Origin of the sequence: Radiobacillus kanasensis, assembly GCF_021049245.1 — a bacterium.
In the GTDB taxonomy this organism is placed as follows: domain Bacteria; phylum Bacillota; class Bacilli; order Bacillales; family Amphibacillaceae; genus Radiobacillus; species Radiobacillus kanasensis.
In genome coordinates this window covers 3,778,270-3,804,077 of sequence record NZ_CP088020.1, presented here as the reverse complement: position 1 = coordinate 3,804,077, position 25,808 = coordinate 3,778,270, and the positions used below count along the sequence as shown (strand labels likewise).

Annotated in this window: 23 protein-coding genes and 1 pseudogene; 6 read left to right on the top strand and 18 right to left on the bottom strand. The window is 37.7% G+C overall.

The window, feature by feature from the left end; all coding sequences use genetic code 11:
* Positions 1–59 precede the first annotated feature (59 nt).
* The 3 genes from KO561_RS19275 to KO561_RS19265 all read left to right on the top strand — a co-directional run bounded on the left by KO561_RS19275 (position 60) and on the right by KO561_RS19265 (position 3,552).
* Positions 60–680, top strand: a complete 621-nt coding sequence (locus tag KO561_RS19275; RefSeq protein ID WP_231094929.1) for a DUF3298 and DUF4163 domain-containing protein — start codon at positions 60–62, stop codon at positions 678–680.
* A gap of 142 nt (positions 681–822) precedes the next feature.
* Complete coding sequence (locus tag KO561_RS19270; RefSeq protein WP_231094928.1) at positions 823–1,914, top strand: hypothetical protein; 1,092 nt, start codon at positions 823–825, stop codon at positions 1,912–1,914.
* A gap of 111 nt (positions 1,915–2,025) precedes the next feature.
* A complete protein-coding gene (locus tag KO561_RS19265) occupies positions 2,026–3,552 on the top strand; it encodes an N-6 DNA methylase (protein ID WP_231094927.1) in 1,527 nt (508 codons plus the stop codon).
* A gap of 30 nt (positions 3,553–3,582) precedes the next feature.
* Here the strand turns inward: KO561_RS19265 and KO561_RS19260 are convergent, their stop codons facing one another.
* From KO561_RS19260 to KO561_RS19220, 8 genes and pseudogenes are all read right to left on the bottom strand, one after another.
* Positions 3,583–4,326, bottom strand: a complete 744-nt coding sequence (locus tag KO561_RS19260; RefSeq protein ID WP_231094926.1) for a hypothetical protein — start codon at positions 4,324–4,326, stop codon at positions 3,583–3,585.
* An 89-nt stretch (positions 4,327–4,415) separates the two neighbouring features.
* A complete protein-coding gene (locus KO561_RS19255; protein ID WP_231094925.1) occupies positions 4,416–4,865 on the bottom strand; it encodes a staygreen family protein in 450 nt (149 codons plus the stop codon).
* 756 nt (positions 4,866–5,621) lie between these two features.
* Positions 5,622–6,152 carry a hypothetical protein gene (locus KO561_RS19250; protein ID WP_231094924.1) on the bottom strand — a complete coding sequence of 177 codons (531 nt, stop codon included), beginning with the start codon at positions 6,150–6,152 and terminating at the stop codon, positions 5,622–5,624.
* A 222-nt stretch (positions 6,153–6,374) separates the two neighbouring features.
* Positions 6,375–6,632, bottom strand: a pseudogene (locus tag KO561_RS19245) (IS21 family transposase); the annotation flags it as partial.
* Positions 6,633–6,842: 210 nt separating this feature from the next.
* Entirely contained in the window at positions 6,843–7,085 is a 243-nt protein-coding gene (locus tag KO561_RS19240; RefSeq protein WP_231094923.1) for a hypothetical protein, read from the bottom strand.
* A 465-nt stretch (positions 7,086–7,550) separates the two neighbouring features.
* Positions 7,551–8,066: an MFS transporter gene (locus KO561_RS19235; protein WP_408004831.1), complete on the bottom strand. Its 516-nt coding sequence runs from the start codon at positions 8,064–8,066 to the stop codon at positions 7,551–7,553.
* Positions 8,067–8,187: 121 nt separating this feature from the next.
* Complete coding sequence (locus tag KO561_RS19225; RefSeq protein ID WP_231094922.1) at positions 8,188–9,009, bottom strand: FtsZ/tubulin family protein; 822 nt, start codon at positions 9,007–9,009, stop codon at positions 8,188–8,190.
* 179 nt (positions 9,010–9,188) lie between these two features.
* Complete coding sequence (locus KO561_RS19220) at positions 9,189–9,743, bottom strand: CBO0543 family protein (protein WP_231094921.1); 555 nt, start codon at positions 9,741–9,743, stop codon at positions 9,189–9,191.
* A gap of 299 nt (positions 9,744–10,042) precedes the next feature.
* Between KO561_RS19220 and KO561_RS19215 the strand changes: the two genes are divergently transcribed.
* Positions 10,043–11,488: an HD-GYP domain-containing protein gene (locus tag KO561_RS19215; protein ID WP_231094920.1), complete on the top strand. Its 1,446-nt coding sequence runs from the start codon at positions 10,043–10,045 to the stop codon at positions 11,486–11,488.
* 60 nt (positions 11,489–11,548) lie between these two features.
* On the opposite strand, the gene KO561_RS19210 is transcribed toward KO561_RS19215, so the two are convergent.
* From KO561_RS19210 to KO561_RS19185, 6 genes are all read right to left on the bottom strand, one after another.
* Entirely contained in the window at positions 11,549–15,082 is a 3,534-nt protein-coding gene (locus tag KO561_RS19210; protein ID WP_231094919.1) for a thermonuclease family protein, read from the bottom strand.
* A 381-nt stretch (positions 15,083–15,463) separates the two neighbouring features.
* Positions 15,464–16,849 (bottom strand): MBL fold metallo-hydrolase, encoded by a 1,386-nt coding sequence (locus KO561_RS19205; RefSeq protein ID WP_231094918.1) that lies wholly within the window; start codon positions 16,847–16,849, stop codon positions 15,464–15,466.
* Between the two features lie 77 nt (positions 16,850–16,926).
* On the bottom strand, positions 16,927–18,282 hold the full coding sequence (locus KO561_RS19200) for an ABC transporter substrate-binding protein (protein WP_231094917.1): 1,356 nt from the start codon (positions 18,280–18,282) through the stop codon (positions 16,927–16,929).
* A gap of 110 nt (positions 18,283–18,392) precedes the next feature.
* On the bottom strand, positions 18,393–19,220 hold the full coding sequence (locus KO561_RS19195) for a carbohydrate ABC transporter permease (RefSeq protein WP_231094916.1): 828 nt from the start codon (positions 19,218–19,220) through the stop codon (positions 18,393–18,395).
* A 15-nt stretch (positions 19,221–19,235) separates the two neighbouring features.
* On the bottom strand, positions 19,236–20,126 hold the full coding sequence (locus KO561_RS19190) for a carbohydrate ABC transporter permease (RefSeq protein ID WP_231094915.1): 891 nt from the start codon (positions 20,124–20,126) through the stop codon (positions 19,236–19,238).
* Positions 20,127–20,140: 14 nt separating this feature from the next.
* Positions 20,141–21,220, bottom strand: coding sequence for an ABC transporter ATP-binding protein (locus KO561_RS19185; RefSeq protein WP_231097273.1), 1,080 nt, complete (start codon positions 21,218–21,220; stop codon positions 20,141–20,143).
* 254 nt (positions 21,221–21,474) lie between these two features.
* Here KO561_RS19185 and KO561_RS19180 point away from each other — a divergent pair, with 254 nt between their 5' ends.
* Together KO561_RS19180 and KO561_RS19175 are read left to right on the top strand one after the other, a co-directional pair.
* Positions 21,475–22,287: a GNAT family N-acetyltransferase gene (locus KO561_RS19180; protein ID WP_231094914.1), complete on the top strand. Its 813-nt coding sequence runs from the start codon at positions 21,475–21,477 to the stop codon at positions 22,285–22,287.
* A 296-nt stretch (positions 22,288–22,583) separates the two neighbouring features.
* Positions 22,584–23,159, top strand: coding sequence for a histidine phosphatase family protein (locus tag KO561_RS19175; protein ID WP_231094913.1), 576 nt, complete (start codon positions 22,584–22,586; stop codon positions 23,157–23,159).
* Positions 23,160–23,235: 76 nt separating this feature from the next.
* On the opposite strand, the gene KO561_RS19170 is transcribed toward KO561_RS19175, so the two are convergent.
* From KO561_RS19170 to KO561_RS19155, 4 genes are all read right to left on the bottom strand, one after another.
* The gene (locus KO561_RS19170) at positions 23,236–24,015 is read right to left on the bottom strand and encodes a class I SAM-dependent methyltransferase (protein WP_231094912.1); all 780 of its coding nucleotides are present in this window, start codon (positions 24,013–24,015) and stop codon (positions 23,236–23,238) included.
* A 65-nt stretch (positions 24,016–24,080) separates the two neighbouring features.
* Entirely contained in the window at positions 24,081–24,410 is a 330-nt protein-coding gene (locus KO561_RS19165; protein ID WP_231094911.1) for a HepT-like ribonuclease domain-containing protein, read from the bottom strand.
* Positions 24,394–24,699 (bottom strand): nucleotidyltransferase family protein, encoded by a 306-nt coding sequence (locus tag KO561_RS19160; RefSeq protein WP_231094910.1) that lies wholly within the window; start codon positions 24,697–24,699, stop codon positions 24,394–24,396. Before KO561_RS19160 ends, KO561_RS19165 begins: the two co-directional genes overlap by 17 nt.
* Before the next feature lie 136 nt (positions 24,700–24,835).
* Positions 24,836–25,735, bottom strand: coding sequence for a 3-hydroxyacyl-CoA dehydrogenase (locus tag KO561_RS19155; RefSeq protein WP_231094909.1), 900 nt, complete (start codon positions 25,733–25,735; stop codon positions 24,836–24,838).
* Between the last annotated feature and the right edge of the window lie 73 nt (positions 25,736–25,808).

Genomic DNA, 25,808 nt, shown 5'->3' with positions numbered 1-25,808 from the left:
TAACACGCCCATCTTTTTTAAGAATACACTGGATAATAAACGTGAAAAGGGTGAGGAAGATGCTTGATTTTTTACCGGTAAATATTAAAACGGAAGTCATTAGTGAAGGACCGAAAAAGACCGTTTATTACCCACAGATATATGGAATAAAAAACTATTCCTTACTAAGCTATATAAATAAAAAAATTGTGGAGGGAACACAGGAGCTAATCGACCTGCAATATGGCGATATACCTACGTCTGTGGAAGAAGTGATAGGTCAATACGAAATTAAAAATAACCAACGTCAGGTGTTAAGTTTATCTCTTTCTAATTACACTTATCATAAACAAGCAGCCCATGGGATGACCTATATAAAGTCGTTAACGTTTGATTTGGAAGAAGGAAAGCTATGTAAACTTAGCGATTTGTTTAAGCCCGGTAGCAACTATGTGGAAAGGCTGTCTACTTTAATTAAAGAGCAGATAAAAGAGAGGGATATTCAGCTGCTAGATGATTTCACTAAAATTGAACCAAATCAAGATTTTTATATAGCGGATAAAGCATTGATTATTTACTTCCAACTGTATGAGATAACGCCTTATGTTTTTGGATTCCCTATGTTCCCAATTTCCGTCTATGATCTTCAAGATATCTTGAAAGAAGATGGACCACTGGGAAGAATGGCTGTAAATAACTAAGTTTACTGTTAAGCGAACCCACCTTTTTTATGGAGGTGGGCTTTTTTTATGTGAGAGATAAAATAAACTATTAAAAACAGCAGAAAAAATGGTATTATATCTTGTCAGCATTTTTATACATAAACCCAAAGGAGCTCTAACAGTGTATAATCTAACTTTGATCTTTTTAGGCATCGGATTAGTATTGCTCATTACATCTATCGTTTTGTTGATAATGAGGCAAATCAAGAAAAATGATTCATTTCCTATAGCGGCTATATCTATGGCAATAACGGGATTTTTACTCATTGTCGTGGGAGTTGTATTAGTTATTCCTGGTATTAAGGATAAAATAATGGAAGTACCTTCTGAACAAGAGGCAAGCGCACAAGAAGAAGGTGTGAAAGAGCCGGGTGCAAAACCAGATGAAACGGAAAGGGAAAATACAGAAAGGGAAAAGCAACCGACAAAAGTAGATGAATATAAGCCTGGTGAGATGAAGTATCCAATTGTTACATACGAATCGGAATATAGTAATTTTAAAGAATATGAAGAAGCAGATGGAACGTTATATAAAAACTTAACGATGATTAACCCGGATGGAGTTATGATGGGGTTTCGGAGTATTGAAGAAGCAATGGTCGTATCACAAGTGGAAAATCCGAATGGGGATGAGTTCGCATACTACCAAGGCTACCACTACTATAAAGGCTCCTACCACTTTGTTGTTTCCGAGGCATTGCTCAAGTATAATCCTAATGATATTCGGGCTCCTTATTATAAAGACTTTAAGTCGCTAAAAGAAGAGACGTATGACAGTATGGACATGGAGCTTTATGACTTCATCTATAAATTTATGCCTCTGCAGCATCCAAAAGAGGAAAACTTAGTACAAGTACCAATATTAGATGGGGACTGGGAAGCCTATGAAGAAACGATTATGGATGGTCCACAACTATTAGTACGTATGAGTTTTTCTGATGATGGCTATTTAGCTTTGGAAAACCATATAGTCAATGCAGATGAAATCCCTGACATCATGAACTATAAGTTTGAAAAACTGGATAAAAACTCGTATAAATTATATCTCTACCCGGTCACGGTTGATGAAGAAGGGGATAGTGTAGAACCAGTTGTTTCAGAGGAACCAGTTAAACGGAACTTTATAATTTATGTGACAAGCGAGGATACATTTGAGCTTGTATATTATGATAATAACTTGAAGCGTCAAAGTATAACGATGAAGAGGGTATAGAGGAAAACCAGGATTCAGGAAGCGCGAATCCTGGTTTACTTGTGTTCGAGTATCCTTTCATGGCTATATGAAAGATGGTGTATTATACTTTTTAGATAGGAGGAGATTGTAATGGGTAGACATGTCAAAGTAATAGAAAAAGATAACATCGATCGAAGAGAATTAGGCTACTACTTTACCCCGGCTTTCGTTGCCAATTATATAAGCAATCGCCTTCTTGTTCTAAAGCCAGATGGTGACAAGGTATTGGATCCATGTGTGGGAAAGGAAGAGCTGTTAGAAACATTTTTTGCTAGAGGGAAACAGGTTGATGGCATTGATGTTTTTCGTCATAAAGAAAATTACAAATGTCATTTTATTCAAAGAGATTTTGTTGCTTTCTATGAGGAGACAAAAAGAAACGCAGAACATACTCAGCTAACAATGGATGACCTTCTAAAGGAAAGCCATGCAAAAGCAGAATTAGACTATGATTATATTATTGCTAACCCACCTTATAACTGCCATGAAGTGGATTATATAAAAAATAACAAGACAGCATTGAAGAACTTGTTTGACGATGTTGGCGTGCACAACATGTATAGTATGTTCTTTTCCGCAATTATAGATGTCGCGAAAGAAGGAGCTGTCATCGGCTTAATCACGTACGATTCTTTCTTCACAGCCAAGGCACATACAGATTTGAGAAGAAAAATTTTGCAAGAATGTACAATCCATGAAATCACGATGTGTCCGATTGATTTGTTTCATGAACAAGATGCGGATGTGAGGACAAGCATTATCATTTTGCAAAAAGGGAAGAAGTTTCAGGAAGGAATTTCGATTGCTAATCGTCCTTCAAATAAAAAAGTATTTCAAGCACAACTTGCTAGGCAGCTTGATGATTACGAAACAGGTATAGCGAGGCAATACACGTTAGAGGATATTGTATTAACGAATCTAAATGACAATGACGAGTTTATTATTGAGTGTCCGGATGACATTAAAGTTCTTTTTTCCGAAGAACGACTGGGTGAAGCGTTCAAATGTATTACGGGGATTTCAACAGGGAAAGATGAGTTATATCTATCGAAAGAAAGAAAGGATCCGTTCACCATCCCATTTTATAAAAACCCGGGGAAAAATCGTTTTTACACGGGTAATCAATTATATTTGCACAAGGATTTTTTGAAATTCGATAAAGAGATTAAGAATTTTATGGTTCGAAATAAGCCTTTATTGTTTCAACCTGGAATCACCTGCTCCTCGATGGGAGTAGCGTTCACGGCATGTCGCTTACCCGAGAATGCAACCTACGGGGTGAATGCGAACATTATTTGTGAGGATGAAGAAGCATGGTGGTTATTGGCATATTTGAATTCTGGTTTGGTGACGTATCTAGTAAGAGGTGTTATGATTCGTTCCAATATGATTACGTCAGGTTATGTGTCTCGAATCCCTTTACTTCGTGTAGATGAAGCTGCGAAATCCAAGTTGGGGGAATTTGCAAGAACGGCTCACGAGAGAGCGAGAGAGGGCAAGTCCTTTCAAGATGTGTTAGAAAACATAAATGATTTTGTGTATAAGCAGGCGGGTATAAGTAATGAAACGATTGCGATGATTAAACGTTTTAATGAAGATTTGATTGCAAATACGTAGAGCTTGGATTCTATATCCAAGCTCTACTTTTTATTCGATGATTACTTTCAATTGTTCTGTGGTTAATTCTAGTGATTGTGCAATACTACTTAGACTTTCCCCAGTTTTCATCTGTTTGGAAACAAGCTTTTGTAGCTTCGTTTTTCCACCCAGTTTTGCAATTTTATTTTGTTCCTTTAACTCGACGAGAAACTCCTGATTTGTTCGAGGGACCATAGCCGTTAAGTCCTTGTACTTACTAGATTGAAGGTTTCCGTTATTACTAGGATTTACATAAACATCCGGAATCCAGGTTGTTGGGCAGACAATACATTTTACTAATTCCACGTTCATATCTTCGGTGAAACGAATTAAAAAGGTTGCCACGTATAGCTTACAGTTCATATTTTCTTCTAGGAAGTCGATGAGTCCAATTGCTTTGGAAATATCATCTTTGTTGACTTTCCCGTCTATTACCGCAGATTTTATATTTACGAAGGATTTTGATCCGGATTGTAAGTCGAATTCAAAGTCATAGACGCCAACCTCTGATTGTGCAGGTATGACGGATCTAAATCCATACTGACTGCCATACATTTCGAGGTTCTGACTAATAACTTCCTCAATAATTCTCCACACTGTGCGGCCTTTACCCGCTTTTCTCCAGCCATATGGCATTAATTCTTTGTTCGCAATGGGAATGTATTGGATTCGATCTTTGATAAGTTGGTTAATACTCGATTCAAGTAACTCTCTTTCTTTTCGGATAGTTTGTATGATCGCGTCTCGGTTCAAGAGGTCTACCTCCATATGTGTTAGATACTTTGTATCATATCACAATGGTGGTAAATAGGTGTCAATGAGAAGTCTTGCTCTCTTTTTCGCTATTCAATTGCAAAATCAAAGAAAGTCCCCCAAAGCTCTTTGGTAGAACATGGGAATGATTGAAAGAAAATAACGATTGGTGAATGGATTAGGGTTGGAAAGGTTTCAAAAAGAGAGCGGTCACCGTAGCGGATAGCCTTTAGAGCAAGTGGAAGCTCGCGTCTAAATACTTGCTCGCGAACTTGCGCCGTTTGTGGATCAAATTGACCACCGTTTACTAGCACATACACATGAAAGAAATAGGCTTGATTAAATTTCACCCACTCTCCCAATACCTCATCTCTCTTCTCGGTTAATTTCTCATAAGCGTAGGACCGACTCACGTTTAGAAAAAGATCTGCTGTTGCATCTGAGTGTGTAAGGGTATATTTACGTCCGACAATAGGTGCTGTTTTTGTAACCGTATCACTAAACTCTACGGTAAGCTTATTCGGATTTAATTCTGTCATGCCGTCACTTCCTTTTATAATGTGTCACTTTATATGTATGAATGGAAGTGTAAGTAAGGTTAACGCATGCCTTTAACGCAGCCAATTGGCTTTATGATGAGATCGAAGATGCGTTTACGTGTCCAAACGTTTCGGTTGTCCGTTACGTTCGGAAAGCGAAGGAAGGAAACAATCGAAAGATCTATTAGGGGTATCGCCAACATTTCGGAAATTTTGTACGCTAAGCAAATTTTAATCTAAAAAAGTCGAATTCCTGTACGTTAGGAACTCGACTTTTTATTTTGGCTTATTAAGCTAAACGCCTCCCTTATCTACAGTAGATAATTATAGTTTTCAACGTTTACTATGCTAGGGTTGTACGCCTACTGAACAACCCTCAGGATTACTTTAAGTATATAAATGTAAACGAGCAAATTATTTCCGCATACCAGGATAATTTTTAAATTAATTTGCTGAATTTTTCATGTTATTTAGGAAAATGAAAAATTTTGTTCAGATTAATCTGGTTCTAGGTTATAAATAAATGGTCAAACATATTAGTCAAATAAATATAAAAAACTAAATAAATTTAACAATTTTATTTGCTTTCACAATATAGTATATGAATCAGGTATAAATCTCAAGACTCTCTTCTGCTTCCTAATGTGCGATGGAGTAAAAGAGTACAATAGAACGTGTTTGCTCAGGCAAGAAAAACTCTAGCAGTCAATTAGTCCATGGTTCATTAGTTTTTCTAGTCCGAAAGTTGGGGATGAATCATTCCATTATTAGGTTTACTTTATTTGTGAACCTGATTAAAGAAGTTGATATTATATCCTTATTCTCTTTTAAATCAAGTGAAGCAAACGGAGATGGTATAGACGCAATTATCAAGTTATTATAACTGCTAATATCATTATCCTTAATATTTAAAGGTAAATGTAATGTACCAGCTTGTTTTGATTTAATTAACTTGGTATTTATCAGCTTATTTCCAATCATCATTATTAACGCGTGTTTTTTATTAGGGCTTATTTGAGGTATGTTTAACCAATAACCATTATTATCAGTCATATATTCAAGGGATATAGCATCTTTAATATCTGTCGATGTTTGTTTGGAAATGTAAATATTACCTATTTTTTTATCTACCGATGCAGTGATATTTTCTATATTTTGATATTTTATTTTGGGCTTAATATCTTTTCCAGAAATAAGTGTCTTTCTACTTGTTATGTAAAGCTGTTCGGGTGGGATAAAAGTAGGTTTATCAAGGTTTTCGTCTGGATTTCTTGCCGCTAATACCAAGAATTCATGTCTTCCTTCACTTATTTTAGGTGTTTCTATGTTAATCGTTTTTTTGGAAGAATCCTTTAAATTAATATCAATGAAATACTTATTGATTTCTTTTTATATGTAAATGGAATTTGCTTATAATCTAAGAAAAAATACAATCTATATTGATTATGCTAGGGCATATCATTCATAATTGTAATTTCAGGTGTGAAAAAAGAATTCGGTTGTAACTTTATACCCCATAGCCTTGATTTGTTCTAAAAGTACCGTGCAATTCGTAGTTCCTTCTTTAATACGTTTCTTCAAATAATCTTTGAATGGATCCAAATTACTGCTTGTCCTATCAGTCTTTTTCTGCTTTAGTAATTCGTCAGAATTTATGTACTTTCGAATAGTTTTTGGGTCAAAGCCAGTTTCTTCAGAGATAGACGTAATTAACCATCCTTTTTGATGTAATTCTCTAATCATAAAATATTCCCCAATCTTAATTATCATCTCTACTCTCCAAATCTAGATCTAGTATAGAAATGATTATCTGTTATTATTGGGGAATTTGAAACCGTCGTTATTAGGGATTTTATCACCGTTGCTTACAGCTCTATCCTTATTCGTTTAAAAATTCTCCTGTTGAGTAAGTTTTACTCTTTATCATATCGACTCACCTCTCGATTAAATAATTTATTGTCTTTCTCATTATTGAATTTATATAGCCTTAAAAACAATAAGTATTATTAATACTAAAGCAATAATTACATATATTGTGGTTTCTTTATTCCATGTTCTTTTATATAAATCCTTTACGATTAAAACTATAAACATGGAAATACCAACAATATATATATATATAAGTGATACTTCGAGAAAAGACATACTAATTATAGCTATCATTCCAGCCCAACCAACGATAGAATCAAATGAAATTTTTGAATTATTATTTTTTTTCATTTTTGACCCCTTTCAACTAATTTCCATCTCTGTTACAATTGTAATAAGGAGGGATTTTATGGTAAAAAATAGTTTTATATTACTTGTATGCGCAGTCACTGTTTTCATTTATTCTAGCAGTGTTTCGGCAGAAACTAAAGGGAAAGATACATCTGAGAAGACAATCATTTTTCCTTTTAATAGTACAGTAATATTATTAGCATTTTTAATATTTTTTCTCTTTACATACTTACTTTATTCTTATGGATTCAAATTCAGGAAGAGACCATCTAATAATAGCTAGTCATATATTAAAACATCTAAGGATAGGTTTGATATATTTTGATGGATTGCATTTTTCAAAAATAAAACTCGATAATTTTCTAGATTAATTACCTAAATATATCCTTGTTCTATAAAAACTCTTTAGTGACATAGTTATTTCGTAAAATAAACAAATAGTTCATAAATAATTCTTTGTAGAGCCTAACTTTTATATTTTAAAGAACGATGTAAATAGAGAAAGGATGCACCAGTTGAAATTATTCCCCCAAGCACTATTGTAAAATTAGTTCCAAACTGATTTGATAGAACACCTGCCAAGAATGCAGCCACTGGCATTAGTATCCATGTCATAAATCTGCTTGTGGCTCGAACTCGTCCTAACAGATATTCAGGAGTTAAGGTCTGTCTAATGGTAACTATACAAGGATTCATCATGGAAGCTGCCATAGTACCCATTGTATTTGAAATAATTAACAATAAGTATGTATTTGCTACACCGAACAAAACAATGGATAGCCCACCAATAAAAGAAGCCAAAAATAAGATGGTGCGATAAGAAAATTTCTTTGTTAACAAATTAGTGAGTAATGCTCCTCCTATTGCCCCTATCCCACCAATAGATAGAAGCCACCCAGTTAAGTAGGGGAAAACGTAAACATTATCGATGTTCGTAAAGCTGATGAAGTTACAAAAGGTAAAATCACTGGAGCTAAACATATCCCATTGGGTGAAATTACAAATTGCGCTAATCCCTTGGACCTTTTGTATTGTGCGATTAATCCGAAAATAAAGGATAAGTTACCTTATTTGTGAAACAAGGAAAATCGGGTGGTGACATTCACCACCCGATTTTGGCTGTCCATTTTTTGAATAAGTCTTTGTATTTTGGGATTTTCTTGTAGTCTGTAGGGGCTGCGATGGGGTCTTCTATTCCATTCACTAACAAAGTGATTTTAAAGCGTTGGCCTGGCTCGTCCATAAAATATGATCCTAACTTAAACAAGTCTGCCTTGGAAAATAAATCGTGAAGACGGAGGTTAATCTGGCGGAATGCCTCCATGTCCATATCTCGTGTATATCCGATGTTAATAATTAATTGCTTACCGTCCGTAAAGTCCTCTGGTAGATAGGGTGTAGAAATCAAATACTTTAATGGTTCATCAAACGTATCTCCTTCCACCGTATGTACAAATAAAGGACCTCTATTTTCTTTAATAAATGTTTCGATATCCTGATAGTCGATGTTCATTTCACCGGTCTGTTCCACCATTTCTCGTAAAGTCCCGATTGTTTCTTCTTCAATCGCGTTAAATGTTTGATTAGCATCATGAATCGTGGTACTAGGATCAATTGTTTCCATGAGCCCATCACTATTAAAGTAGATGACCGCATCACAAAATTCTTTCATCCGAAAATATTGCATCGTAGCTGTCTCAAATCTCTTTTTCCCTTCGAACCTAAATGGAAAGCGAAAAACGCCAATTAATAAGGCATGACTCTCTTTGATTTCGCTCAATTGCTCTATTAAGTCTTCTGTTTCGCTAGGATTACCTCCTATAAATCGATAAAAACATATATCGTTCGGCTCTAGCTCATCCATCTTTTTTTCCGATTGTAAGATTCCGCTATTCATTTGATAAATACTAACAGATGTCTCCATATTGCTTTCTCCCCACTCTGCATTTTGTGTCCATTATAAAGGAGTGTTCCTATAAAACCTGTCACAGCCTGTCGAGAATAATGACTAGTTTTGTTGAATAGACCAGTTAGAAGTCTGTTCAGTATCTGCCATTATTTTATGCTTTAGTTTTTGGTGGGATCAGTTTCTATTTCTGACAATCAGGGTTGTCTCTCTATCTTTAAGAGCTTATCAGTAAATGCTTTTACACTTATTCCAACTAGAATGTAGTAGCAAAAAGAGAAAGTTCGATTCCACTTTAAAAATAGGACAAGTTCTAATTTTTCTGAAATAGGCTCACCAATAAAGGCAAATACCAGGGCAAGGATTACTAACATCAATAAGTAGTGGCTCCATTTTCGAAAAAATTGATAGGTAAGCATAACGGAAACGGGGATAATACCCAAATCAAAAGAAAAAGCTCCAGGTCCTGGCCTCACTAATTCTGTTGGATATCCCCAAAAGCCATAGTCACTTCCAGTCACATCAAAGAGCATTGTTATAAGAGCAACGGTTATCCCTACTAGGAGAGTGGAAACCAATCTTTGGCGATCATGAAGCCATATAAAGATAATCCACGGGATAATGAGTATGGCTAATAAAAGCCACCATTGCCAAGTTAGAAATTCGTATTTTAACCAACCTTCTTTATCTATCTCTACTAATTTCAATTGAAGTTTTCTAACTTCATCAAATACTTCCCACTTGTCTGTCATTTTCTCCACCCAATTTCTAAACGGACTTGTATATGGTTTCGGACTGATTCGTAGGTTGCGAATTGTAGTCTATTTTTAACATTGCCAAGTTACAATTAAATATCCCAGATAGTGATAATATATGGAAGTCTGATGAGGTTAATTGGTGTAAGACTAACTGTGAGAGTAAGGAGAGGTTCAATAGGCATGAAAAGAAGTGGTGTACCTAGTGTTTAATTCTATAAGAAAGGGATTACTAGAAGTTGATAGCATGGTACAATATACCTAATCATTTTGTCTTATCCTGTGGAGGCCATATCATGAAAACTACTAGTTTCTATAAACCATTCCTGGCAATTGTTTTACCTTACCTCTTATTTGAATGCTTAAGAAACGGCCTACTTAAAGATCCTGTTTTTATGATGCCTACTGGTCATTTTTATATTGTAAGTATAGTCGCTTTCTTGTCTACTATTATTGCCATAGCCGTAGGAATAGCGGGAAAAAGACTAAGGAACATAAAAATCAGCTTTTTATCGCTCGCATTCGTATCCTTGGCGTTAATGTTTTCCTTACACGGATTATCTACACCACATTTTATTCTACCTGCTACGCACTTACCTGGTATAGCAGCACAGCTAAGTATGCTGTTAGCAACACTTTGGTTGTATTTGTCCTCCTTACCGTCGGATAATAAGATAGTAGAAGTGTTTTCCCAAAAACAAACATACTTACTTCCAACCTGGATTGTTATTTTAAGTACTATAGAAGTGACAGCACTTTTCCATCCGCATTTGTTAGGTATTATTCCAATAACCGCACGCCCGTTAAATGGGTTATTGACAGTTTTTATTATTGCACTAAATCTCGTTACGATATGGAGATACTATCAAACCTATCGTTTCTCTAGATTTCCGTTACAAATAGCCATCGTCTATAGTGCTGGTTGGTTTATTGGGGCACAGTTGATTATTGTTATGGGAGAATTGTGGAAGCTAAGTTGGTGGATCTATCATTTTCTGTTGTTGGGATCCGTCATTGCCATGCTGGTTGGACTTGTAAAGCAGTATGGAGTAAAAGGGAATTTAATTGGTTCCATAAAGGCACTCTATACGAATGATCCATTTGAAAGAGTTACGAATAATATGTCTCCGAGTGTAAAAAAATTGGTGCTTGCAACAGAACAAAAGGATACGTACACTGCTGGACATACATTCAGAGTTACCATGTATGCGTTAAAGTTAGCAGAAGCAATGCGTATCAAACCAGAGCAATTAAGAGCAATAGCGCAAGGTGCGTTGGTCCATGATGTCGGGAAAATAAAACTACCGGATCATGTGCTGAATAAACCTGGTAATCTTTCTAAGCAAGAAAGAGCTTTAATAGAGAAACATCCAATTAATGGGTATGAAATGTGTAGAGACCTTGGATTTATGAAGGATGAATTAGTTATTATCCGGTCCCATCATGAAAAGTGGGATGGTACAGGTTACCCAGATCAATTATCAGGAGAAGACATACCATTGTTAGCGAGAATTACAGCAGTTGCAGACGTTTATGATGCGCTAACCTCTGAAAGATCCTATAGAAATGCTTGGTCTCATGAAAAAGCGATAAGCTTTCTGCAGCAGGAAAAGGGGAAGCACTTTGATCCTGTTTGTGTTGAGGCATGGGTAAATCTATGCGAGAAGAAGCCAGAAGTTTACCTGTATCCAGCGGACCATATTACGAACGGAACAGTAAAAGAGTTTTCATCCATTTTATAAATTTTCTATAAATAATTAAGCCCCCACATTTTAACGTTCATGTGGGGGACTTTTGCATAATTAACCTACCAAGGAGCCTTTTTGTCCAACTTCCAAGATTTCATAAATATCTCTTTCTATAATTCGCGCAAACCGTTTCTCTGCTTGATAATTAATAATACTTTCTATCATAGAGAAGCGGAAATCTCGTTCTACCAATGCTAAAAGGATCTCAACTTGGAGAGAAACTCTTTTAATGGTGAACTTTGTGCGGTAGTCTTGAGCGGAATGAGCAAGTAAAGCTTCTTCAATGAGTTCTGATACCTCTGTGTTTGTGAGTGTATCGCTTTCGACAAGCTCAATAAACCCAGCTGCAACCTCTTTCGCCTTTGACTTATCTCCAGATAGTAAGGTATCTAATAACATTTGTTCCGGTGCAGGTGTGTAGGCTACTACATCTGCCTCCGTCCGAGGAATGAGCTTATACGCACCAAAGTCATAAGTAATGACTCCAGTTATAGATTCATAGGTTTTTCCGATTTCTACAAAACTGTTATTATCAAGGACAAACTCTCCAGTTTCATCGGATGCAAGATATTCTCCATGTCCAGCTTCACTATCAATGGTCACCATGGTCACGGTGACAAGTTGCCCTTCTAGCGATTCTCCTAAATCTGTAGATGTGACTCGTTTCGCATCAGGTGTTCCTACACCTTCTTCTAAAACGTCAACTTCAAAATCTACTATTTCAGATAGTCCGTAGTATTCTTTAGTATTTCCGATTACTTGTACTTTATCTCCTACGTTTGCAGCTACCTCGCTACCATACAATGCAATACCAGCAGATTCATCCTGGATATAGGCCATCCCATCGAATACAGCTGTCACAATGCCTTCTACCTTTACACGACTGTTTTGTTCGGCATTTCTTGCATCGGCGATGGTGGATAGATCAGGCTCTACCTGTTTAACGGTCACGTCCTCCACAGAACGAGGCATGATTTTATATTCGTCGTAATTGTAATCGAGTACACCTATAATTTGTTCATAGGTCGTTCCAGTTTTTATAAACTTTTCATCGTTATCAATGACTAAGGAACCTTGTGCATCCGAAGCCTGATAGTTTCCGTGATCATCCGCAGCATTTACTGTAACATTTTTCATAACGACTAATTGTCCCTCTAACTCTTCGTTCATATCAGAGGATGTGATGAGTTTAGGTTCCGGTGTACCTATACCTGCTTCAACAACGGATACGTTATTTAGAGTCGGAATCATTTCTAGTAAACCGAAATATTCCTCCGTCCGTGCTTTTGCTCTGATTTTATCGCCGATTTCCGCTGTAAATCCGGGTTCTTCCACTCGAACGACAATGCCTGCTGTATCATCTTGGACATAGTAGTTTTGACCATTGATGGCTGTTACAATTCCTTCAATCTGAACCTTTGTATCGAGCTCTGCTGCCCTTGCTTCTGCAATTGTGCGAACTGGAATATCCGCAATGATATCCTCAGATGAACGAGGGAGCAATTTAAATTCATTAGAGTTATAGTCTACGACTCCGATTATTGTGTCATAAATTTTGCCGGTTTCTACTAAATCACTGTCAGAATCAATCAAAAAAGAGTTCCCATATCCATCTTTTGCGGCGTAGTTGTGATTGTTATCTACAGATTCAACCGTAACATTCTCTAAGGCTACTAACGTTCCCTCCGTGCTTTCTCTAAGGTCGGTTGCCTGAATGTAATTCGGGCTTGGTTCGCCAACATCCTGTTTTGTTAACTCAACATCTTCCGTAACGACTTGAAGCATGCCTTGATATTCACTTGTGCTTCCATTTGCCGTTACTAAGTCGCCAACCTCTGCATCTAAATGGGAGGAGCGGACAATAATACCAGCTGTTTCATCTTGAATGTAGTAGTTTGATTCACTAATGTAGGTGACAATACCAGACACGCTTACCGAATTTCCAACTGGGGCATAGCGAGCATCAGCAATTTTAGAGTTGCGCTCAAATGCAGGTGTGTATCCATTTGCAATCGCTTCTTCTTCCGAAAAGAAGATACGTTTTTCCACTGGTACCGATGCCCAGTTTTCCGGTTCGTAATATTGCTTTGTTTCCGAGTTTCCAACATAGCGGGAAAGTCCACTTCCATCGTAGCGTGCACGGAATACGAAAGGTAGCTCTAACACATCTGTATTCGTTTCCGACCATATGCCGAGGCTGTTGTCCTTTGCTTGTTTGACAGCAGCTTGGAATTGGCTATACGTCTCCATATCGCCAGCTGGCCAAATAAAGTAAGTGGAAGCAAACCCTTGTTTGACCATTTCTAGGTTTGTGTTTAAGCCATCAGTTTTGCGAATAACCTGTGCTAATACACGGCCGTAATCATCGGTTACTTCTTCCCCTACTTTTAAGGTGATTTCATCTCCAGGTTGAAGCAAGCTCTTGAGGTGCTCCTTCGCAAGCTCTCCATGATATTTTTGCGCATGGTCTGGATCTGTATTTATCAAGTTATTATGATAGCTACTAAGGTGAAAGGTTTCCGGTGTATCAATATTGACGTAACGAACCGTATCACTACCGTAAATAGCAGGTTCAAAATGAATCGTATCTCCATCTACTACACTCGTAACGGTAGCTTCATAAGTATTAGGATCTCCGTTATCATCACTACCCTCTGATACAAATTCAACATCTTCCGCATTTTCAACATGTAATTGATAAGTTCCGTTGAATTCAGAACCGATAGCAGTGACGTTCACAACATCACCAGTAGAAATGTTTGCTAAAGAAGGAATTTGATAGATAGCAATAGAATTTCCATTTCCATCTTCTAAGAACGTATTCTCATTCGTATTAATAGGACCAATCGTGACATTTTCTAATCGGATGAGTTCACCTTCGACCTCTTCATTGATTTGATCGATGGTAACGGTTTGCGGTGTAATGGATTCACCGGAGGAAAGAACTTCAACGGTATAATTGCTGATTTCTTGAAGCCCATTATAGTCTTCTCTTTCTCCTGTTACTTTGACAAGGTCACCAACAGAAAGGGAAGTGGAGCTAGCAGGACTATATAAATTGATGCCAGCTGTATCATCTTGAATAAATGTTTTGCTTCCATTGGCTGTTATGATACCCTGTACGGTTACTGTTTGTCCTGCAGCTACTTCTCTTGCTTGAGCAATAGTTATGGTATCTCCTTCCGTTGGGTCGTCTGGGGTGGTGTCTTGGACAAAGGAAATGCTAGATACATATTCGATAGATTCTTGGTTGGAATAGACATCTCGTGTACCAGTAACAACGATTTGCTGATGTAAAGCATCAGGGTTATTTTCGGGGCTAAACTGAGATCGCTGATCAGATTCTAACTTGACGATAATCGATTCGGTGGCTTCTGTGGAGTCGGCAACTTCCACCGCATACTGACCGTTAAAACCTGCCACGATATAACCAGTCATTGTTACTTCTGTCCTTTGAGGGGTTGCAAGTGCTTCGGCGACCGTAATAGAGCTTGGTTGTTCTGCTGCCGAAACGAGCAAAGGTGAGGTGGAAAATAAGCTGCTGAAAATTAGTGTGAAAATTAACAATAGGCTTGTCCATTTCTTCATTTAGTCAATTCCTCCTTTTTTGTCGTTCATACTAAATAGTAAAGCCCTAATATTAAGTATAAATTGAATTTGTTTAAATTTTGCTTCATTTTTATAAAATATACAAAATTAGGAATTTATTCCTATGACTTTCCATTAAATATGAAAAGTCAATCCTGAGTGGGGAAAGAAAGGTCGTTTGGATATTGAAAACAATAGGTCTATGTGTCTGTTCATTTAGATAACAAGAAAAAAAGGACCTTTAAATGTTAATTTTGTAAATGAGAAAAGAGGCAGAGATTAAACTATAACCTTCCACTTTAGAAATAGAGGAACAGTTGTCCGTCTGGCTCCAATCTTTTAGCAGTATCCTTAAATAAAACACTTTTAACTCAGCCTCTTTTACAATTCTGTAAGCCTCCCATCTAAAAGCCTATATACCTTTTCATATTCAGGTAATAATTGAATCCCGTTTGGTGGCATTAAACGCTCTGGGAAAAAACTATGCAACGGAATTAAAGTTGCAGGATTAAGCTCATCCACTAGGTATTGCAGGTGCTGAGGTAAAGCGTGCCCTCCGCAATTTATTTGTACTTTTTCTAAACCAACGATTTGTAATAAGCGATTTAGGTTTTCGTAAGCAGGGTCAAAGGGACCTAGTGGAACACCATTTGAATGAATGTACACTCCATCTGTAGCATGTATATCAAGGAGCTCTAGTGCATTTGGATAAGAGTTTTGCAAGAAATAGCCATGAGGATCCTTGTTTATTTCTTTTGATGAGATAGTAGGATATCTTTCTATCAAATGTTTTTTCCAAACAGGCAAATCGTTGTACTCTGCACGAAGCTTCTCCGATTCATAAATGTAAAAATCAGACTCCTCTAACCAGTTAAAAGCTATTTCCGCTGTTTCTACTTCTAACACTACTTTTCGATTTGCTTCCTTTCCTGCCATAATCATGTTTCGTATGCGGTCGATATTGCGATGATAGATATTAAATACGCCAATACCTGAAATAGATCTTAGAATGTCTGTTACTTGATTTGGGAGCAAAGCTTCTGTTAACAGATCATCAGGTATAGTTGGATCCGCAACAAGCTCATGGTTAGGAAGCTCCTTTTCATCTCGAAGAGTTGTACCTTCCATGATTAAGACATCAAACCCTTTTTCGTTTGCTTGATCTAGGAATAATTGGACACGATGGGGATGAGCGCCGTGTAATCTTACGTCCCCACTATATAAGAGAGAGCCATCTGGTGTTTCAATATGAAACGAGCAGGCACCTGGGATATCGTGATCGATTGGTAATGGAGTGATAGTGATAGCCCCAACGGTGATAGGTTCTCCAACTTTACAAGTCTGGTACACTCGATCTCCTGGGGACCCTTCCCCGATTGTATGTAACGCTCCGTATAAGCGGTTAGAATCCTCTGTCATAAACACGGGAATAGAAGAATCGATGAACCCCATAGCACCCATATGATCTAAATGTAAGTGGGAAATTAGGATGGCCGTTTTCCCCTCATAATTCTGTGCGGACAGAATGGAAGAATCTTGAGGTATAGCATCCTTTGAATAGATTCCATCAATAGGAGGGAGGAGGCCTAAACGTAAATAATCTCTAGTAAGGGCAGAGGAGCGTTGCCTGATTTGCCCATCTAAAACTTGGGTTGCTGGGTTATACGAGAGCCCGAAGTCAAAGATGACACGACTTTCTTTATGTTGTACAGAAATAATGGTACCTCCGATAGTTCTTAATCCGCCATAAAAGGTGATGGTTGTCATGAAAAAACTCCTTTGTTCTTCTAGATAACGGGAAAGAAAGAGGAACCATGGGTTGATTCCCCTTTAACATTCCACGCTTAATTGCCAAGTATGTTATCAGCAGCCTCTTGTGCTGCTTCTAAACCCTCTTCAACGGAAAGTTCCCCTAACAATACTTTATCAAGCTCTTTTGCTACGGCATTTTTAAGTTCATTAGCACCTACGACGCGAGGATCATAGAAACCAGCATCAAACTGTTGCTCGCCAACTCCATACACCGGGTTTTCTTCCTTATAAGCAACCCACTCGTCACTTTCTAGTGCAGTATAACGAACAGGCAGGTAACCTGTTTTAGAAGCCCAGTATGCTGTGTTTTCTGTATTAATGAGGAATTTTGTAAATTCCCAAGCAGCCAGCTTTTCTTCATCTGTAGCAGAGTTGAAAACTGTTACGTTTGTACCTGCGAAAGGAGTAGCGGCTTCTTTTCCTGCTGGAAGAACAGCGGCAGACCAGTTAATACCCGTTTCTTTTGCCGGATCGGCTACGTATGGGATCCCGGCGGAAGAACCAATGTAAAGAGCTACATCACCGCGGGTGAATGGACCGGACATATATCCGTCTTCTCCAGCTGTACGAGCAATACCATCTTGAATCATACCGTTCACGAATTCTAGAGCTTCTTTTCCTTCAGGAGAGTTCAACTTGAATTCACCTGTCTCTTCGTCTAGGTACTCTCCGCCAGCTTGTTCTACCCACTGGTTAAATTCTAGAGTTACGGAGTTTTCAAGACCTAGTCCAATTACCTTTTTCCCATCCTTCTCCATAGTTAGCTTTTCAGAGGCCGTGCGTAATTCTTCCCAAGTCGTTGGTACTTCCACTTCGGCTTCTTCTAAATAGTCTTTGTTATAAAACATGATACGAGTACTCTTGTTAAATGGCATGGAATAAAATTTTCCATCCCAAGTATTAGACTTGCGGAAAATTTCAACAATATCGTTTAGTTCTTCTTCCGACCATCCGTATTTAGGGTCATTTACATAAGGAGTTAGGTCTGTTACAAGATCATTATCTAGATACTCTGTAATCCAATCTTCATAAGCTTGAGACATGACTGGAAGGTTTTTCGCCTTAGCAGCTGCCATGACCTTTTGAGAAAGATCATCATAGCTACCTTGATTTACTAGTTTTACCGTAATATTTTCTTGGGATGCATTAAAATCATCTGTGATTTTTGTTAAAGCTTCTTCATGACCACCGCTCATCGCGTGCCAAAACTCAATTTCTATTGGGGAATCAATAACGGTTTTGATCCCTTCTGAGTTTTCCGTTGTATTTCCTTCGGCATTAGAATTAGATTCCTCTTTGGCAGATGCAGAATCGCTGTCATCATTTCCACAAGCCACTAAAACAGCAGCTAATAAAGCCATTAGCATAAACAAAAATATCTTTTTCATGAGTGTAAAACCTCCATCATCCATTTTATATTTCATTCACATACCATCTCGACGTAGTTGCTCAAGCTTACCTGTTCGATGGATCACCTCCTAAAAACGTTCTATATGGCTTAACCTTTGATTCCGGACCTTGCTACACCTTCGATAATGTACTTTTGCAAAATCAAGTAAAGTACAATCATAGGAAGGATAATCATGGTGGAAGCGGCCATCAACAACTCATAAACCGTTCCGGCTTCGGTACTGAAGGAGGTTAATCCAACAGGAAGGGTACGCATTTCCTTAGACTGGGTTACGATGAGTGGCCATAAAAAGGCATTCCAGCTCCCAATTGCTTTAAGTAGTGCAATTGTGATCAGTGCAGGCTTAGCTAATGGCACCATGATGGTCCAAAGAAAGCGGAAGTTATTACATCCATCTACTTTGGCAGCATAAGAGAGCTCCTTCGGAATCCCGAGGAAGAACTGTCGCAATAAAAAAATAGAAAAGATGCTAGCTGTCCATGGAATGATTAAGGCTTCATAACGATCAATCCAGCCTAAGTTAGACAAGGTGACAAAGTTTGGAATGAGCAAAACTTCTCCAGGCACCATCATTGTTCCAAGTAAGACGGCGAAAACGAGGTCTCGACCGTAAAAAGAAATTCTTGAAAAAGCGTAAGCCGCCAATATTGTTGTAAGTAGTTCACCAATTGTGCTCAAAATGGTAACGATGAAGCTATTTACCGTATATCGCGCAAATGGCGCCATCTCCCAGGCTGTGGCGTAATTCTCCCATTTCCAATCAGATGGAACCCAAACAGGTGGCATCATCATTACCTCTCCCGATGATTTGAGGGAGGTGCCTAACATCCAAATGAATGGTAGGAGCATGAGCAAACTCCCGAGTGTCAGAGTAAGATAAATGAATCCTTTGGAAAGTGCAGCTTTTTTAGGCATGATTTGTCCCCCTTTCTAGTACGTAACTTTCCGTTTTCCGATATAGAGTTGGATGAGGGTAAAGACGAATATCACAAGGAACAAGACGTAAGCTGCTGCGGACGCAATGCCGAATTCCCAGTTGTTATAGAAATGCTCGAAAATGTAGTAAACAACGGTTTGAGCACTGTAAGCAGGACCTGGTTTTCCATCAAATAAGGCAAACACTTCATCGAAGACTTTAAAAGAATTAATAATAGAAACGATCGAAATAAAAAACGTAGTTGAAGACAGTAAAGGAACGGTTATATGTAAAAATCGTTTCCAAGATGAAGCGCCATCGATTTGTGCAGCTAAATAATATTGCTTGTTAATGGTTTGTAAGCCTGCAAGAAAAATGACAATATTGTAGCCAAGTCCTTTCCAAATACTCAAAATAATTAAGGAAGGCATGGCCCATGTAGGATCTGTTAACCATTCAATCGGTGAAACTCCAAACAGTCCAAGAAAATAATTGAGTAGCCCGTAATCTGTGTGAAAAATCCAGCGCCAAACAATCGATATGGCAACGACTGACGTAACAAATGGGATAAAATAGATAGTCCGAAAAAAACCTCTAAATTTGATCTGGGAGTTTAATAGAATCGCAATGCCAAGCGAAATAATAATGGAGATTGGAACAACTCCAAGGACAAAAATGATCGTGTTTTTCATAGACAACCAAAACTCAGGATCCTGGAAGATGTAAACGAAGTTATCCAAGCCATATTCGTTTACGATATCGTTAAAGTAGTCATAGTCCGTATAAAGACTCATTAAGAAAGATTTAATGATGGGATAAATATTGAAAACACCTAGAATAACTAGAGCGGGTAACAAATACAGAAGAGCTTTTAAAGTTGATGATAAAGTTGCTTTTTCGTTCAAGGATAGGCCCTCCTTTAGGATTGGTTTAGCAGCACGTTGTGGCCAGTATCTTGATCAAATAAATGATAGCGATGTGGTCGTACGCCAAGTTTTACAATGTCACCACGCTGGATAGGGATATCTGGCTCGATAAGCACTCGGATTTGCTTGTCCCCAATCAAGGCGTTAAGCAAGGTGTCTCGTCCAATCCTTTCCACAACAAGGACCTTTGCAAGTAGTGCGTCAGGCGAGTCGTTGTCTTCTAGCATCATAAAATCCTCTGGTCTAACACCGAGTACCAATTCGGCTTGGTAAGATGGGTCAATTTGTTGATGGATGGATAAAGTATTCTTCGTATCGTTCAATTGAAGGGCATTAGCTTCCCGATTATATTGAACCGGAATCATATTAATCGGGGGGCTTCCCATAAAGGTCCCAACGAACATATTGACGGGTTTGTCATACATGTTTTGTGGGGCTGAATATTGTTGGTGCTGCCCGCTCTTCATTAAAAGGACCTTGTCCGAAATACTCATCGCTTCCTCCTGATCATGCGTAACGAAAATGGTCGTAATTCCGACTTGTTGTTGAATACGTCGTATTTCTTCGCGCATTTCCAATCGTAATCTGGCATCTAAGTTGGAAAGTGGCTCGTCTAAGAGTAATAGTTTCGGTTCCTTTACTAAGGCACGAGCGATCGCAACTCGTTGTTGTTGACCACCGGACAGCTGGCCCGGCTTACGGTCAAGTAGATGATCGATATGGACAAGCTTCGCTATTTCAATGGCCCGCTCTTGAGCCTCTTTTTTGGGTACTTTAATCATCTTTAATGGAAACATGATGTTTTTAAGTACCGACATATGAGGGTAAAGGGCGTAGTTTTGGAATACCATTCCGATTTCCCGGTGCTCTGGTTCTACATCGTTTATCCTTTTTTCTCCAAAGTACAAATCTCCTGATGTAGGCTTGTACAGTCCAGCGAGCATAAAAAGGGTGGTACTTTTTCCGCAGCCACTCGGTCCTAAAAGGGAGACAAGCTCTCCTTCCTGTATAGTCACATTTAATTGGTCTACGGCTACCACGTCATCAAATTTCATGGAAAGATCTTTTAACACAATTTTCAAAGATGTAGCCTCCTAATCTAGTGAGAAAGTCACAGCTTTGATTATAAAGAAACTCTATTAACTGGAGGTTAACTGAATGTAAAAATATTGAAAATGTGAGAGTGGAAGAGTTTTTGCTTGTGAGTGCCAAGAGGATAGAACGGTTTTCTAGATGTGTTGCAAAGAAATGAAAAAGGTTATCTTGTTTTCTTATCGAATTACTTGGGAAGAGCAAAAAGAAAATTACTGAATTAGGAAGTGGGAAAATGACCTTTGTTATGAATAGAGACCTAGCAGATAGATTGGAACTATCGGAAATGGATTGTTTAATTTCTAGACTGAATGCAATAAAAGAAATAAAAGGAAATCCTATGGGAGTAGAAATACAAAAGTTTGGAAATGCAACAGCGTTTTCCGTAAAGAACATTCCAGGTCCATCATTTAATACGATTAAAGGTTTAAAAGCAGGAGATGAAAATCATGTAGAGAAAATCATTGAATTTTACAAACAAAAAGATATACCTGTCCGGTTTGATCTGTCCCCGGGATACGTTTCTCCAGATTTATTAACATATTTGAACCAATTAGGATTCTATCAGTTAGATTTTCATACTACACTTTATAAGCCTATGAAATCGGGATTATCCGAGGAGTTCATGGACTCGCGGATATCCATTCGTCCGTTAAAGGAAGATGAATTTGATATGTTTGCTGAAATTTATACAAAAGGTTTCCAAATGCCAGCATTTTTAAAAAGTGGAGTAGCTCAAAATAACGAAATACTTTATAACAATAAGTATTGGACTTTTTATCTTGCAAGTATGGATAACGAACCTGCTGGTATTGGAGTTTTGTTCATTAAAGACGGTGTAGCTACTCTTGCTGCAGCAGCAACTGTTCCATCTCTAAGAAACAAGGGAATTCAAAGTTCTTTAATAAAGAAACGGCTTAATCAAGCTACATTAGAACAGTGTGATTTAGCCGTAGGTCAAGCAAAATTCGGTTCTGTAAGTCAAAATAATATGGAAAGAGCGGGTATGAGGATAGCTTATACGAAGGCAGTATGGGTTAAAAATTAAATTTCTTATGTAGTGAATGGGTGCAATTGTTCAAGAGTAAAAAGTTCCATATAAAGAGGGTAGAAGGGGATAAGATGATTGAAATTATCGATGTGATTTCGGAGAATACGGGTCTTCTGTATGAGGAGTAAACCTAAATCTGATGTTTGTTAAGAAAGCATAGCTTAAGACAGAAGAGTTAACTACTATACTTATCGCATAGAATCTGAAGAATGGTATATTAAGACACTGGCGATTTGTTAAATAGGAAAGTCGTTTCTTTAAATGAGCGTTTGCTTTTGAGAGGGTGAGTTAGAGTGGAGGTAGTATTAATTAGACATGGTCAGGGTGAACATACCTTGGATTTACCTCAAAGTTTACAAATTTCAGACCCTTCATTGACTGAAGAAGGGATCAGTCAGGCCAAAGCACTAAGAAAACAATTTCCTTTGACTAAAACAGATGTGATAGTGGTCAGTCCTGTAAGAAGAACATTGCAAACAGCCCTGATTTGGAGTGAAGCTGTAGCATGTCAGAAAATAGTAAGTCCATTGGTATCTCCGAGAATGTTTCCTCAAAAACGGGAATGGAAGACTTTGCCCTGTGATGAGCTTTTAACAAGAGAAAAAATAAAAGATGAGTTCCCTGATATGTCCTTTGATGAAGATTTATCAAAGGAATTTTGGACTAAAGGGATAAATACTTCATCCGACCAAGAGTTCAAAGAAATTGCAGAAAAGTTTCTGGAATGGTGTTACCAAACGGGGGAGACAAGAATATATGTAGTTTCTCATGATGGAACAATAAGCTCTTATAGACAATTTATAACTGGCAAGAAGCTTTCTCGGGATGATTTTCCTAAAGAGACGGAATGGATAACAATAAATTTGTGATTTTCAGTTATACGTGTGAGTTAGAGATTACGCTACATCCCTTATTCCCTAAGGAACTCACGTGCTTTTAAGGTCATTAAGAAATTGCTTCTTTAAGCCCAAAAACGCGTAGTCTTTTATAATCCGCAATCCATTGACCATCTTTGTATAGATCTTTTTTTAACTTGTTTTCTACATTAAAAATAATCCGTTCTCTGGTATCTTCTGTTAAGCTTGCAAGCAGATTCCCTGCAAACATATCCATCCAATTTCTCAATCCATTTTCCCCTTCTAGAGGAGTAGGTCGATCAAAATGTTGAGCAAATACTACTCTAAACCCTGCCTCTTCCATTAAAGTAGAGTATTCACCTATACTTGGGAAGTACCATGGAAACTGCTCATCTGTGTAGGAAATCCCTTCAAGATTAAGTTGATTGATTAATTCATCCGTTATCAGTTTTACATTTCCTTGACCACCAAATTCCGCAACGAATCTTCCGCCTGTTTTTAAGCTGTTGTACATTTTGTTCAAGGCTACTTGTGGCCGTTTAACCCAGTGGAGAGTAGCATTTGAAAAAATTGCATGGAATTTGTTATTGAATTCTAGATTCAACACATTTTTTACTACGAAAGGAATGTGTGGATATTTAGTACTGGCTTGCTGAATCATATTTTCGGACTGATCAATGCCTGTTACTTCCACACCTAGCTCTACCAATGTATTTGCTAAATCGCCAGTTCCACAGCCCACATCAAGGATGGCCTCTCCTTTTTGTGGTGCTAGTAAGGTAACTAGATCGTTCCCATATTCAGATACAAAAGCATGTTTCCTGTCATAAAGACTTGCATTCCAGTGATCTTCCCCTATGTGGCTCATGGCACTCGCTCCCCGTTTTTGTATTTCTCCTATTATCATGGATAGAAACGGGGTTAGCAACAATATTATAAAAGCTCTTTAATTTGTTGTATTAATTCAGGAATTTTATTTTGGACAACATCCCATACAATACGATAGTTTATAGAGAAATAACCATGAATCATCATATCTCTCATACCAGCCATCTTTCTCCATTCAATGTGTGGATTCTCTTTTCTAATCTGCTCAGGAATATTTTTCGTTGCCTCTCCGATAACTAGTATGTTTTTTACTACCGCATCAGAAACTAAATCATTATCTAAAAAGTCATCAAAGGATTGCCCTTTTGTAAAAGTTTCAATTTTGACTGCAGCATTATAGATATCTTCTAAAAAGACTTTAGGCTCCCTCTGCATACTTAGCACTCCTCATTATACTTGGTTTAAGGGCGGGCTTTATATCGTCTAATATAACCAAGTCCACTGACTTTTGAAACAAATCTTCAAGGAGTAACTTTAAGTCCATATAGTTATCAAATGTCATAGCTTCCTCATAAAACTCTACTAGAAGATCAATATCACTGGAATCCTCTTGTTCGTTGCGGGAATATGATCCAAACAAAGCAATGCTCTTTACTCCGTATTGAGCATTCCATTTTTTTAAGTTTTTTGAAAGCTCATCAAGAATTTCCTGTTGCGATAACATAGTAATCACCGCCGTTTCGATTTAATCATACTTCTATTATATCACTCATCTTTTACTTAAATCAGTGGTGAATATAAAGGAAGACCAAATCGAAATGATTTGGTCTTTAAACAGGGATTTTATTTCTTCTTTTATGTTAGTTTTTTAGAAAATCAGGATCCATGTAACTAGGGTTAGGATACGTATAGAACCCTTCTCCTGTTGCGGTTCCTAGCTTTCCTTTATCTATATACTCTGTCTTCAATAATTTCGCTAACTTTTTCATTTCTTCATTGCCGGTCGCTTCCGCTTTTGCATGGACAATATTATAAGCCGTGGTGATTCCTACTACGTCTAATATAGCGAAAGGTCCTTTAGGTGCGCCTGTTGCAATCATCCATGTTTTGTCTATAGTTTCGACGTCTGCAACTTCTCTTACTAAGAGCATTTCAGCGGCATCTAATAAAGGAACCAACAAGGAATTTAAAATATATCCTGGTTGTTCTTTATGTAAAGGTAAGGCAACCATCCCAATTGCTTTTGCAAACTCGATTACTTCATCAAATACTTTCATATCCGTTCCCGGATGCTTCATCACTTCTGCCGTATTATTTAACCAAATTTCATTGGCGAAGTGTAAAGCTAGGAATTTTTCTGGGCGCCCCGTTGCTTCTGCAAACTGGCTTGGTAATAGGGTAGATGAGTTGGTCGCAAATATGGTTTTTTCCGGTGCTATCTCACCTAACTTTTTATAAAAGTCGGTTTTAATTTGAACCACTTCCGGGATAGCTTCAATGGCGAGATCAGCTTCCGAAACAGCTTTTGCTAAGTCAGAGTAAAACGACATGCGATCATAAGCTGCGTTCACTTCTTCCTCCGTAGCTTTTAAGTCCTCTTGATAACGCCCTTTTAACTTTTCGATTCGTTCTTTTGCTTTTTCTAATGCTTCATCGTTAATGTCATAGACGGTAACATTAAAACCGTGAAATGCAGTTTGAAAAGCAATTTGACTCCCTAATACTCCACTTCCAGCAACGGTGATATTTTTGTAATTCATAGTATGTCTCCTTTAACAAGTTAATCCATATGTTAGTGTTACCAATTGAAAAACGATGATACAAAAGTGACCT